Annotated in this window: 10 protein-coding genes; 2 read left to right on the plus strand and 8 right to left on the minus strand. The window is 65.0% G+C overall.

The annotated features are described in order from the left end of the window. Window positions 1-19: 19 nt before the first annotated feature. Window positions 20-1,060: a patatin-like phospholipase family protein gene (locus NLX68_RS05010; RefSeq protein WP_254283082.1), complete on the plus strand. Its 1,041-nt coding sequence runs from the start codon at window positions 20-22 to the stop codon at window positions 1,058-1,060. Between the two features lie 73 nt (window positions 1,061-1,133). Here NLX68_RS05010 and NLX68_RS05015 read toward each other — a convergent pair whose 3' ends face one another. The 8 genes from NLX68_RS05015 to NLX68_RS05050 form a co-directional block, all read right to left on the minus strand. Further along, window positions 1,134-1,832 (minus strand): response regulator, encoded by a 699-nt coding sequence (locus NLX68_RS05015; RefSeq protein WP_010222564.1) that lies wholly within the window; start codon window positions 1,830-1,832, stop codon window positions 1,134-1,136. Then, the gene (locus NLX68_RS05020) at window positions 1,829-4,483 is read right to left on the minus strand and encodes a sensor histidine kinase KdpD (RefSeq protein ID WP_254283084.1); all 2,655 of its coding nucleotides are present in this window, start codon (window positions 4,481-4,483) and stop codon (window positions 1,829-1,831) included. The genes NLX68_RS05015 and NLX68_RS05020 overlap by 4 nt, the downstream gene beginning before the upstream one ends. 15 nt (window positions 4,484-4,498) lie before the next feature. After that, window positions 4,499-5,059 (minus strand): potassium-transporting ATPase subunit KdpC, encoded by a 561-nt coding sequence (kdpC, locus tag NLX68_RS05025; protein ID WP_254283085.1) that lies wholly within the window; start codon window positions 5,057-5,059, stop codon window positions 4,499-4,501. A 15-nt stretch (window positions 5,060-5,074) separates the two neighbouring features. Continuing rightward, the gene (kdpB, locus tag NLX68_RS05030; protein WP_254283086.1) at window positions 5,075-7,129 is read right to left on the minus strand and encodes a potassium-transporting ATPase subunit KdpB; all 2,055 of its coding nucleotides are present in this window, start codon (window positions 7,127-7,129) and stop codon (window positions 5,075-5,077) included. 10 nt (window positions 7,130-7,139) lie between these two features. Then, the gene (gene kdpA, locus NLX68_RS05035; protein WP_254283087.1) at window positions 7,140-8,834 is read right to left on the minus strand and encodes a potassium-transporting ATPase subunit KdpA; all 1,695 of its coding nucleotides are present in this window, start codon (window positions 8,832-8,834) and stop codon (window positions 7,140-7,142) included. Window positions 8,835-8,842: 8 nt separating this feature from the next. After that, window positions 8,843-8,932, minus strand: coding sequence for a K(+)-transporting ATPase subunit F (kdpF, locus tag NLX68_RS05040; RefSeq protein WP_036996387.1), 90 nt, complete (start codon window positions 8,930-8,932; stop codon window positions 8,843-8,845). 240 nt (window positions 8,933-9,172) lie between these two features. Then, window positions 9,173-10,861 carry a bifunctional diguanylate cyclase/phosphodiesterase gene (locus NLX68_RS05045; protein WP_254283088.1) on the minus strand — a complete coding sequence of 563 codons (1,689 nt, stop codon included), beginning with the start codon at window positions 10,859-10,861 and terminating at the stop codon, window positions 9,173-9,175. A 22-nt stretch (window positions 10,862-10,883) separates the two neighbouring features. Further along, a complete protein-coding gene (locus NLX68_RS05050; RefSeq protein ID WP_254283089.1) occupies window positions 10,884-12,449 on the minus strand; it encodes a PAS domain-containing methyl-accepting chemotaxis protein in 1,566 nt (521 codons plus the stop codon). Window positions 12,450-12,715: 266 nt separating this feature from the next. Between NLX68_RS05050 and NLX68_RS05055 the strand changes: the two genes are divergently transcribed. Next, on the plus strand, window positions 12,716-13,030 hold the full coding sequence (locus NLX68_RS05055; RefSeq protein WP_010222571.1) for a helix-turn-helix domain-containing protein: 315 nt from the start codon (window positions 12,716-12,718) through the stop codon (window positions 13,028-13,030). Window positions 13,031-13,089 lie beyond the last annotated feature (59 nt).

Raw genomic sequence — 13,089 nt, forward strand, 5'->3', positions numbered from 1 at the left:
AGAACACCGGGGAAGCATCATGAAAAAGCGCGTCGCACTGGTTCTGGGTTCAGGTGGAGCTCGGGGCTATGCACACATCGGCGTGATCGAGGAAATCGAACGCCGCGGCTACGACATCGCCTGCATCGCCGGGTGCTCCATGGGTGCGGTAATCGGCGGTATTTATGCCGCTGGCAAACTCGATCAGTACCGCAACTGGATCGAGAGCCTGGACTACCTGGACGTGCTGCGCCTGGTGGACGTGAGCTTTCGCCTGGGGGCGATACGCGGTGAGAAAGTCTTCGGGCAGATTCGCAAGATCGTCGGCGAGGTCAATATCGAAGACCTGCGCATCCCCTACACGGCAGTCGCCACCGACCTCACCAACCAGCAGGAAATCTGGTTCCAGGAGGGCTGCCTGCACCAGGCCATGCGCGCTTCTGCGGCGATTCCCAGCCTGTTCACGCCGGTGGTGCAAGGCAACCGCATGCTGGTCGATGGCGGCATCCTCAACCCTTTGCCGATCATCCCGGTGGTCTCCAGCCACTGCGACCTGATCATCGCCGTGAACCTCAACTCGACCAACCAGAGGCAATACCAGTTACCGGTGATCGAACGCCCGGCAGCGTTCAAGTTGCGCTTTGACAGCCTGATCAACTCGCTGGGCTCGCACCTGCCGTTCCGGCGCAAACCGGCCGAGCAATTGATGCGCATCGAGCAGGAGCTGCAACCTGAGGCGGCGCACATTCCCAACCCCTGGCTCAGCGACGCGGCCGCCCCCGAAGCCCAGCAACCGGCTGCGGCGCCGGAAGCTGACGGCGCGCCGAAATCGGCGACCGGCTCGATCATCATCGACAACGTCGGGCCTGCATCCCTGCTGGACTTGATCAACCAGAGCTTCGAGGTGATGCAGACGTCACTTGCCCAGTACAAGATTGCCGGGTATCCGCCGGATGTGCTGATCAACGTGCCCAAGCGGGTGTGCCGGTTCTTTGAGTTCTACAAGGCGCCGGAGCTGATTGCCCTGGGCCGGGAAATTGCCCGCGATACGCTGGATAACTATGAGGCGGAGCGGCGTTGACTGCTAACAGCATCGCGGGGCAAGCCCGCTCCTACATTTGCTGTGGGAGCGGGCTTGCCCCGCGATAGGGCCCTTAATTCTGCTCCGGCCCGATCAGCCTGTACCCCACCCCAGGCTCAGTCACGATAAACCGCGGCGCAGTGGGGTCATCGCCGAGCTTCTGGCGCACATGGGCGACGACGATGCGCAGGTAGTGGCTGTCATCGACGTGGGTCGGCCCCCAGATATCCTTGAGCAGTTGCTGCTGGGTGATCACCCGCCCCGGATGGCTGGCCAGCTGCGCCAATAGCGCATATTCCTTGCGGGTCAGCGCCACCTCGATGCCGTCCAGGGTCACCCGGCGAAACGCCAGGTCGACGGTCAAGGGCCCGAAGCTCAGCGCCGATGCGGTGGCTGTTGCCTGCGGCGCCTGGCGCAGCAAGGCCCGCACCCGGGCAAGGAACTCCTGGATGCCGAAGGGCTTGGTCACGTAGTCGTTGGCACCGCTGTCCAGCGCCTCGACCTTCTGGATTTCACTGGCCCGCACCGACAGCACCAGCACCGGCACCGCACTCCACTCGCGCAGTTCACGCAGCACCTGCTGGCCGTCCATGTCCGGCAGGCCCAGATCGAGCACCACCAGGTCGGGGCGCGCCAATGCCGCCTGGGTCAGGCCTTCGGCACCGGTAGCGGCCTCCACCACCTTGTAGCCCTGGGAACTCAGGCTGATACGCAGGAACTTGCGGATTTGCGGCTCGTCATCAATGACCAGCAGGGTCGCGCTTTGGCTCATGGGGCTTCGCTTTCAGGCTCGGGTTGGGTCGGCAGCGGCAAGCATAGAGTGATGCAGGTACCCTTGCCATCGATACCGTCGCCCACGCGGATGTGCCCGCCATGGGCGCCGATCATGCCCTGGCAGATCGCCAGGCCCAGCCCCGTGCCCTGCCCGCCCCGGTCACCGCGGGCAGCGGTGTAGAACATGTCGAAAATCCGCTCGCGATCGGCCTCGGGAATACCCGGCCCTTCATCGCTGACGGCAAAGCACAACAACTCGCCCTCAGTGCTGACCTGAAGCGCCAGCCGCCCAGCCGCCGGAGAAAAACGTGCAGCGTTCTCCAGCACATTGATCAGCGCCTGCTCGATCAACGCGGCGTGAACGAACAACAACGGCAAGTCGGCCGGCACCTCGGTGCGCAGCTGCAACGGCGCCAGCACCACCCGCAGGCGGTTCAGGGCACTGCCGACAATGTCGGTGGGCGCCACCCAGTCGCGCGCCAGCTTCAAGCCGCCATGGCCCAGGCGGGTCATGTCGAGCAGGTTCTGGATGTAGCGATCCAGGCGTTCGGCTTCGTTGCGGGTGCCTTCGAGCAACTCCTGGCGATCGGCCTTGGGGATCGCCTCACCGAGGGCCAGCAGGCTGTCGATGCTGCCGCGCATGGCGGTCAGCGGCGTGCGCAGGTCGTGGGACACCGAGGCCAGCAAGGCGCTGCGCAGCTGTTCGGTTTCGCCATGCAAACGGGCCGATTCAAGCTGCTCGGCCAATCGCGCCCGGGCCAGGGCCTGGGCCAGCGGCTGGCTCAGGGCCTTGAGCAGGCGGCAATGCTGGGCCGTCAGTTGCTGGCCTTTGCGCGGTCGCACGCCGAGCAGCGCCAGGCGCGCCTCGTCCACCGACAGCGGCCACCACCACCAGCGGCCGTTGGGCAAGGTATCGCTGCCCTGGCCCGCCGCCTGGTCGTGCTGCCAGGCCCAGTCGGCGGCGGCACGCTCATTGTCGCTGAACTGCAGATCGCCGCCACTGGCCACTTGCAGTCGACCCTCGGCATCGCGTTCGAGCAGGCACACCTGCAGGTCCTGCCAGCCATCCAGGTGTTGGCCGGCGGCGGTGAACACCGCCTGGCGGTCGGTGGCGGCGGTGAGCTTGCGCGACAGCTCAAGCAACTGGCTGGTCTGCTCCTGGGTTTCGCGCAGGGCCTGCAACTGCCGGCGCTGGCGTGCGGCGAGGTTACCGGTGAGCGCTGCCATCAACAGGAAGAACAGCGAGGTCAGTACGTCTTCTTCACGCTGGATGCTGAACGAGAAAGTCGGCGGAATGAACAAAAAGTCGTAGGCCAGGAACGACATCGCCGCACAGGCCAGCGCCGGGCCCAGGCTACTGCGTACCGCCACCAGCAACACCGCGGCGAGAAACACCAGGGAGATGTTCGGCAAGGCCAGCACGCTGGCCACCGCCCAGGCCAGGCCGGACGCCAACAGGGTGGCGGCCAGGGCCAACAGGTAATGGCGCCAGACCCAGACCTTTTTCACCGCTGCACTGGGCGGTTCGGGCTGGGTGTCGCGGTCGAGCACGTTGATTTCCAGGCCATGGGCATCACGCAGCAAGCGCGTCGCCACCCCGGCGCCGAACAGCCGCCGGCGCAGGCGATCGCGTGACTGGCCGACCAGCACCAGGCTCGCGCGCCGTTCCAGGGCATGCTGGATCAGGGTCCTGGCCACCTCGCCGGCGCGCAACAGCACCACTTCGCCACCCAGGCGTTCGGCCAGTTGCTGGGCCGCCTGCAAGCGCTGACGTGCGGTTTCGTCGCGCAGCCGGCCGTTGTCGACGTGCACCAGGGTCCAGGGTAGATGGCGGCGCTGGGCGACACGGCTGGCATGCCGCACCAGGCGCTCGGCCTGGGCATCGCCATCAACGCCGACCAACAAGCGACCACGCAAGGCCGGGGCGTCCTGGCCAAGTTGGCGGTAACCGTGGGCCAGGTCCGCATCGACCTGGGCCGCCGCAGTCTGCATGGCCAACTCGCGCAAGGCGGTCAGGTTGGTTTGGGAAAAAAACGCATCGATCGCCGCCCGCGCCTGCTCCGGCACATACACCTTGCCTTCGCGCAGGCGCTCAAGCAGTTCGCGCGGCGGCAGGTCGATCAGCACCAGTTCGAAGGCTTCCTGCAGCACCCAGTCCGGCAGGGTTTCACGCACCTGCACGCCAGTGATGCCACGCACCTGGTCGTTGAGGCTTTCCAGGTGCTGGACGTTGACCGTGGTGTAGACGTCGATGCCGGCGGCGAGCAACTCCTGGACATCCTGCCAGCGCTTGGCGTGGCGGCTGCCGGGAGCGTTACTGTGGGCCAGCTCGTCGACCAGCACCAGTTGCGGGTGGGCCTTGAGCAAGCTGTCGAGGTCCATTTCTTCCAGCAGCATGCCGCGGTATTCGCTACGCAGCAGAGGCTGTTGGGGCAAGCCGCCGAGCAACGCCTCGGTCTCGGCGCGGCCATGGGTCTCGACCACTGCGGCCAGCAGCACCACCCCCTGGCGCAACTGGGCATGGGCGGCCTGGAGCATGGCGTAGGTCTTGCCTACCCCGGGCGCCGCGCCCAGAAACACCTTGAGCCGGCCGCGTCCTTCGCGCGGCAGCCCAGCCAACAACGCATCTGCGCGTTCGGAATTGCTCATGCTCACTGCCTGTCCTTATTTCGACGCCGGTGCCAGCCGCTCAAGGGCGCTGTTCAGGGCCAGCACATTGACCACCGGCGGGCCGATCAAGGGATGCAGGGTGGACTGCTCGACCAGCAGTTGCAAGGCCTCGGGCGCAACCTTGCGCGCCGCCGCCACCCGCGGCAGCTGGTAGGCCACCGCCGCAGGCGACAGGTGCGGGTCCAGGCCGCTGCCGGAGGTGGTCAGCAAGGCTAGCGGCACTGGCCCCTGCGCTTCGATGTACAGCTGCGCGGCGCTGCTCTTGACCCGCTCGGCCAACGCCGGATTGCTCGGTGCCAGGTTGCTGGCGCTACTGGCTACCGTGGCGTAGTCGCCCGCCGAAGGCCGCGACTGGAACCAGGCGTCGCCGTCGAAGCGTTGCGCGATCAACTGCGAGCCGCGCACCTGGCCCTGCTCATCGCGCAGCAGGCTGCCATTGGCCTGGTCGGGGAAGGCCACTTGGGCGATGCCGGTGACCACCAGCGGGTACACCGCGCCGGTGATCAGGGTCATCAACAGAATCAGGCTCAGGGCCGGACGAATATGGGTAGTCATGGTCATCTCCTTGGTTCAGACCAGCTTCAGGGCGGTGAGCAACAGGTCGATCAGCTTGATCCCGGCGAACGGCACGATCAGCCCGCCCAGGCCATAGATCAGCAGGTTGCGACGCAGCAGGTGGGCAGCACTGGCGGCCTGCACCCGCACCCCGCGCAGGGCCAGCGGGATCAGCACGACGATGATCAGGGCGTTGAAGACGATTGCCGAGAGGATCGCGCTCTGTGGGCTGCTCAGGTGCATCAGGTTGAGCACGCCCAGTTGCGGGTAGATCGCCGCGAACAAGGCCGGGAGGATGGCGAAGTACTTGGCTACGTCGTTGGCAATCGAGAAGGTGGTCAGCGCGCCACGGGTCACCAGCAACTCCTTGCCGACCTGGACCACATCCAGCAGCTTGGTCGGGTCGCTGTCCAGGTCGACCATGTTGGCTGCCTCGCGGGCTGCCTGGGTGCCGTCGTTCATGGCCATGCCGACATCGGCCTGGGCCAGCGCCGGGGCGTCGTTGGCGCCGTCACCGCACATGGCCACCAGGCGGCCGTCGTTCTGTTCCTGGCGGATGCGCGCCAGCTTCTTCTCCGGGGTGGCTTCGGCGAGCACGTCATCGACCCCGGCTTCGGCGGCTATCGCCGCAGCGGTCAGCGGGTTGTCGCCGGTGACCATCACCGTGCGGATGCCCAGTTTGCGCAACTCGGCAAAGCGCTCGCGGATGCCCGGCTTGACCACGTCCTTGAGGTGGATCACGCCGAGCAGGCGCTTGTCGAGGCACACCAGCAGCGGCGTGCCACCGCTCTGGGCAATCTTGTCCACTTCCCGGGCCAATGACGCCGGCATTTCCAGGCGTTGCATGCCGACGAAGGCCAGCACCGAATCCACCGCGCCCTTGCGATAGCGACGTTGCTGATAGTCGATGCCGGACAGCCGGGTTTCGGCGCTGAAGGCCACGGGCGTGAGCTGATCGGCCGTCGGTTCGCTGAAGTCATGCAACTGGCGCAGGTACTCGACAATCGACTTGCCTTCGGCAGTGTCGTCGGCCAGCGACGCCAGCAAGGCGCCCTCGCCCAACTCCCGCGCGGTAACGCCGGGCGCCGCATGCAGGGCGCTGCAGCGGCGGTTGCCGAAGGTGATGGTGCCGGTCTTGTCGAGCATCAGCACATGCACATCACCGGCAGCCTCTACCGCACGACCGGAGCGGGCGATCACATTCAGGCGCACCAGGCGGTCCATGCCCGCGATACCGATGGCCGACAGCAGGCCGCCGATGGTGGTCGGGATCAAGGTCACCAGCAGCGCCACCAGGAACACCAGCGGGATGCTGCCACCGGCAAAATGGGCGAACGGCTGCAGGGTCACCACGACCACCAGGAAGATCAGGGTCAGGCCGATCAGCAGGATGTCCAGGGCGATCTCGTTGGGCGTTTTCTGCCGTTTGGCGCCTTCGACCAGGGCGATCATGCGGTCCAGGGTCGACTCGCCGGGGTTGCTGGTGATGCTGATCAGCAGCCAGTCGGAAACCAACCGGGTGTTGCCAGTGACCGCCGAACGATCACCGCCGGACTCGCGGATCACCGGCGCGGATTCACCGGTAATCGCCGCCTCGTTGACTGCGGCGATGCCTTCGAGCACCTCGCCGTCGCCAGGGATCATTTCCCCGGCCGAGACTTTGACCACATCGCCCTTGCGCAGGCTGGTGGCCGGGACAATCTCGAAGCTGCCCGAGGCCGTACGGCGACGGGCACTGAGGCCCTGGCTGCCAGCCTTGAGGCTGTCGGCGCGGGCCTTGCCACGGCCCTCGGCGAGGGCTTCGGCGAAGTTGGCAAACAGCACCGTGAACCACAGCCACAGGGCGATCTGCAACGCCACGCCAGTGGGCACGCGGCTGTCAGGCAGCAAACACAGCAAGGTGGTGAAGATCGCGGTCAGTTCCACCACCAGCATCACCGGCGAGCGCTTGAGCTGGCGCGGGTCGAGCTTGACGAAGGCCTGTACCAGCGCCGGGCGCCACAGGGCGGCAACGGTGGTGCGCGCAGCTTCGGCGGCCTGCACCTTTACTTCGGGAATCGGCATATTCATCAGTTGTTCCTCACAAGCCCAGGCTCAGGTATTCGGTCACCGGCCCCAGGGCCAGGGCCGGCAGGAAGGTCAGGCCACCGACCAGCAGGATGGTCACCACCAGCAAGGTGACGAACAGCGGGCCGTGGGTCGGGAAGCTGTTCTGCCCCACCGGTGCGGATTTTTTCAGCGCCAGGCTGCCAGCCAGGGCCAGCACCGGCAGGATGTAGCCGAAGCGGCCGATCAGCATGCCCAGGCCGATCATCACGTTGTGGAAGGTGGTGTTGGCACCCAGGCCGGCGAATGCCGAACCGTTGTTGGCGCTGGCCGAGGTGTAGGCATACAGCAGTTGGCTGAAGCCATGGGCACCGGGGTTGCTGATCGCTGCCGCAGGTCCCGGCAGGCTGGCGGCCAGGGCGCCGAGCACCAGCACACCGACCGGCATCACCAGCAAGGTCGCCACCAGCAATTGCACTTCCCGCGCCTGTAGTTTCTTGCCCAGGTATTCCGGGGTGCGGCCAATCATCAGGCCGGCGAGGAACACGGCGACCAACACGTTGAGCAGCATGCCGTAGAGCCCGGCACCAACGCCGCCGAAGATCACCTCGCCGACCATCATGTTGACCAGCGCAACCATGCCGCTGAGCGGGTTGAGGCTGTCGTGCATGTTGTTCACCGAGCCGTTGGAGGCGGCGGTGGTGGTCACCGTCCAGAGCACGCTGGCAGTGGTGCCGAAACGGCTTTCCTTGCCTTCCAGCGGCGCGCTCTGTTCAACCAGCGGGCTGCTCAGCGCCGGGTTGGCCTGGTGCTCGCTCCACAGCGCGGTGCCGCCACCGATCAAGAACAACGCGAGCATGCCGGCGATGATCGCCCGGCTCTGGCGCATGTCCTTGACGTAATGGCCAAAGGTGAACACCAGGGCCACCGGGATGAGGATGATCGAAGCCACCTCGAACAGGTTGCTCCAGGCCGTCGGGTTCTCGAACGGGTGCGCCGAGTTGACGCCGAAGAAGCCGCCGCCGTTGGTGCCCAGTTGCTTGATCGCGATCTGGCTGGCGGCCGGGCCCAGCGGGATGGTCTGGTCGGCGCCCTGCAAGGTCAGTGCATGCACGTAATCGGCAAAGGTCTGCGGCACGCCCTGCCATACCAGCAGCAAGGCCAGCACCAGGCACAGCGGCAACAGGCCGTAAAGCGTGGCACGGGTCATGTCGACCCAGAAGTTGCCCAGGGTCTTGGCCGAGCGACGAGCGATGCCGCGGCACAGCGCGACCAGAACCGCCAGACCGGTGGCGGCGCTGACAAAGTTCTGCACGGTCAGGCCGAGCATCTGGCTCAGGTAACTGACCGAAGCCTCACCGCTGTAGGACTGCCAGTTGGTGTTGGTGACAAAGCTCACCGCGGTGTTGAATGCCAGCGACCACTCCTGCCCCGCCAGGTGCTGCGGGTTGAGCGGCAGGTAGCCTTGCAACTGCAGCACCGCGAACACCAGCACGAAGCCGGCGAGGTTGAAGGCCAGCAGGGCCAGGGTGTATTGCTGCCAGCTCTGCTCCTTGTTCGCGTCGACCCCGGCCAGCCGGTAGCAGCCACGCTCGAGCGGCCCGAGCAGTGTCGACAGCCAGGTACGCTGGCCCTCCATCACCTTGAAATAGAAACGCCCGAGCAAGGGTGCCGGGAGCAGTACCAGCGCAAAGAACGCCAGCAGCAACACGTAATCGTAACTGTGCATGGTCGCTCCTAGCCCCGATCGGCGCGCAGCAGCGCGACCAGCAGGTAGATCATCAAGGCCACTGCCAACAGCAGTGACACCCCGTCCAGAATGCTCATGAAAACTCTCCGTCCTTACGGCACGCGCCGCTGACGGTCATTGTCGGCAGAGTGGCTGTAAAGGGACGAGACCAAGAGCCCGGGGCGGGCATAAAGAATACGTAAATAACGCCGCCCAACTGTAGGAGCGGGCTTGCACCGCGATGAGGCCAGTACTGTCAGTAGATCCGGCGTCGCCTGGGTTGCGACCGCTGCGCGCTCGATCGCGGGACAAGGCCCGCTCCCACAGAAGGCTCGCGCCTACAGGGGTCTCCACTCAAGAGGCTGCTGGTAATTGGCAACCCAGTCGACCACCTGCTCGGCCGGCATTGGACGGGCGATGCAGTAGCCCTGGGCGATGTCGCAACCCAGGCCCATCAGCAACTGACCATGCTCGACCGTCTCCAGGCCCTCGGCAATCACCTGGCGGCCAAAGGCCCGGGCCAGGCCGATCACGGCGCGGGTCAGGGCCAGGTCGTCCTGGTCGTGGAGGATGTCACGGACGAACGACTTGTCGATCTTGATGGTGCGCGTCGGCAGGCGCTTGAGGTAACTGAGCGACGAATAGCCGGTGCCGAAATCATCCAGCGAGAATTGCACGCCCAGGCGCTGGCAAGCCTCCAGGCACTGGCTGACGCGCTGGATGTTTTCAATCGCCACCGACTCGACGATCTCCAGGTCGAGCATCGCCGGCGCCACGGCTGGATGACGGCCCAGCGACAACTGCAGGCGTTCGACAAAGTCGTCACGCTGCACATGGCGGGCGGCAATATTGACGCTGACCGGCCATTGATACCCCAGCGCCTGCCATCGCTGCATCTGGTTCATGGCCTGGTCGATGACCCATTCGCCGATCTCGACGATCAGGTCGGTCTGTTCGATCTGCGGCAGGAAATCAGCGGGCATCACCAGCCCCTTGCCCGGGTGCTGCCAACGCAGCAGCGCTTCAAAGCCGATCACCGCGCCGTTGTGCATGTTGACCTTGGGTTGGTAATGCAGGCACAGCTCGCCCATGTACAAAGCCTGGCGCAGGCGCGCCACGGTCTGGTGGGTGGCCTTGACCTCCCGGTCCAGCGATACGTCGAACAGGTGGAAACGATTGCGCCCACTCTGCTTGGCCACGTACAGGGCCTGGTCGGCGTGGCGCACCAGGGTATCGGTGTCCTCGTTGTCCTGGGGGAACAAGGTCACGCCGATACTGGCGCTGACGCGAATCTCCTGGTCGCGGATCGGGTACGGCGCGGCTATCGCGATCAGCACCCGGTCGAGCGCCGCCTGCAAATGCGCAGGGTCCTGTACATGGCGCAGGATCAGCACGAACTCGTCGCCCGACAACCGCGCCACGGCATCACCGCCGCGCAAGATGCCCTTCAGGCGCGTGGCCACTTCGACCAGCAGAAGATCGCCGCTGGCATGCCCGTAGCCGTCGTTGACCGCCTTGAAGCCATCCAGATCGAGCATGCACACCGCCAGCGGAATGTCCTCGTTGCGCGAATACTCCAGGGCCTGGTTGAGCAGGTCGGACAGATAGGCACGATTGGGCAGGCCGGTGAGCACATCGTGGCCCACCCGCCATTGCAGGGTATGCAACAACTGGCGCTTCTCGGTGACATCGAAGCGGATCGAAACGTACTTGCGCACCTGGCCGCTGGCCGGGTCGATCAGCGGCACCATAGTGCTGTCGACCCAGTACAACGAGCCGTCCTTGGCACGGTTGCAGATCTCGCCCTTCCAGACCCTGCCGGCGACCAGCGCGCGCCACATGTCGATGAAAAATTCCGGCCCGTGCAGGCCGGAGTTGAGAATCCGGTGATTGGCCCCGAGCAGTTCCTCGCGGCTGTAGCCGGAGATGCTGCAGAACTGCTCGTTGACGTAAGTGATCCGGCCACTGAGGTCGGTTTCGGAAAAGATCGCGGCGGCATCGACGGCCGTGCGGTAGTTATCGTCCATGAATTCCTCTGCGCCCTGGTGGCTAGCGGTTGAAACGCTCGACCAGGGCCCGCAGGCCCGAAGAAATGCTTTGCAGCTCGGCGCCGCGGTTGGCCGCGGCATTGGCGTTGCGCGCGGTGGCCTGCACCGTGCTGGCAACGTTGTTGATCTGCTCGCTGACTTCTTCGGCCACCGAGGATTGTTCTTGCGAGGCGGCGGCCATCTGCTGGCTCATGTCGCTGATGCGCTCGACGGCGGCACGAATGCCCTGCAAGGCGCGTTGTGCCTCCAGCACCTGGGCCACGCCCTGCTCGGCCTCGTTGATGCCCAGGTTGGCGATGCTCACCGCCTCGTCGGCACCGCTGCGCAGGTTCTCGATGATGCCCTGGATCTGCACGGTCGACTGGCGGGTCTTGGCCGCCAGGGCGCGAACCTCGTCGGCGACCACGGCAAAACCACGGCCCTGCTCGCCCGCCCGGGCCGCTTCAATGGCGGCGTTGAGCGCCAGCAGGTTGGTCTGCTCGGCAATCGCACGGATCACTTCAGCGGCGAGCATGATGTCCTGGGTCTGCCCGGCCAGGTGGGTGACCGCCTGGTTGATCTGGCTGACGGTGTTGGCCAGCAACTGGATGGCCTCGCGGCTGGTACCGGCAACCTGGCTACCCTGCGCGGCCAGTTGGTTGGCGGTCTGCGCCTGGACTGCGGTTTGCTGCACATGCTCGGCCACCTCGCCGATGGACGCCGCCATTTCGGTCATGGCGGTGGCGGTCATGTCGGTTTCCGCGCGCTGTTCCAGCAACGCGGTTTCGGTGCTCCTGGACAGACGGCTGGAGTCGCTGGCGGCTTCGGCCATCTGCGAGGCCAGGTCGCTCAGGCGGGTAAGCGCAGTCTTGAGCCGCGCTTCTTCGCTGATCAGGATCATCTGCAATTGTGCTGCCGAGCCCAGTTGATCGCTGTAGGTCAGGGCGCTGATCGGGTCGGCAAAGGTGTGATTCGAGCACGCCACGATCTGCCCAAGCTGGCGGCCCAACCGGCTGCGGGCCCAAAGGCCGATCAGCCCGAACAGGCCAAGGGTAATGCCCTGGCCCGGCCAGCCCGGCAGCGCCTGGTTGGCGGCCACTGCCACTGCACCGGCAGCCAATGGCAGGCTCATCACCTGGCTCAGTTGGGCCAGGCGGCGGCCGGCCGACACCGCAGGCTTGCCTTCACGCAACCGCGCATACAGCTCCTCGGCACGACGCACCTGCTCGCGGGTCGGCTTGACCCGCACCGACTCGTAGCCGACCAGGCGGCCGTCTTCGAGGATCGGCGTAACATAGGCGCTGACCCAGTAGAAGTTACCGTTCTTGCAGCGGTTCTTGACGATCCCCATCCAGCTCTGGCCAGCCTTGAGGTACTGCCACATCAGCGCGAACACCGCCGGTGGCATGTCCGGGTGGCGGACCAGATTGTGCGGGCTGCCGATCAGCTCGGCCTGGCTGAAACCGCTCATGGCGGCGAATTCGGCGTTGCAGTAGGTGATGTTACTGGCGGTGTCGGTAGCGGAAATAAGCCGCTGGTCCTCGCCGAAAGTCTGTTCGACCGAGGTGACCGGCATGTTGAGACGCACGATAAAACTCCATTTGCTGTGGTCTGTCAGGTTGTCCTGTGCAGCGCACGAACCATTCGTCCGACATCGAGATCAGCCTTCTGCCGAGGTGCTTTGCTGAATACTCTCAGCCTGCTGCCCCCGGTTGAAACTCGATGGCTTTTGGCCTGTCCAAACCGGTAATTCTACGAATTACATCACATTATGCAAATAAAGGTGATGAATCGTGGCGTTGCCTAATGCGCATAGATATCGTTAAGTTCTTGATTCTAAATGGGAATTAAGCGATGACAAATTCAAGTTTGGGTTCGGCCATCAGACGTTACCGCAAGGTAGCCGGGCTCACTCAGGCTGAACTTGGCGAGAAAACCGGTTTTGACCCCAAGACCATCAGTCGCTTCGAAACCGGCACCTACACCCCCAGCGTGGAAGCCCTGTCGACCTTCTCCGAGGCGCTGGGGATCAAACTCAAAGCCTTCTTCGCAGACGAGGACGACGAAGATGAGCAACGTGCCTACCTCTTCGGCGTCATCCATAAGGCGCCTTCCCAAGACCTGGGAAAGCTGATCGCGGCGGTAGACCTGGCCTTGTCCAAGCCTTAGTCCCGGCAACACGGAAAAAGCGGCAGGTTGAACCTGCCGCTTTTTTTTGCCCGGGTATT

The organism is Pseudomonas sp. SBB6, assembly GCF_024213215.1.
GTDB lineage: Bacteria > Pseudomonadota > Gammaproteobacteria > Pseudomonadales > Pseudomonadaceae > Aquipseudomonas > Aquipseudomonas donghuensis.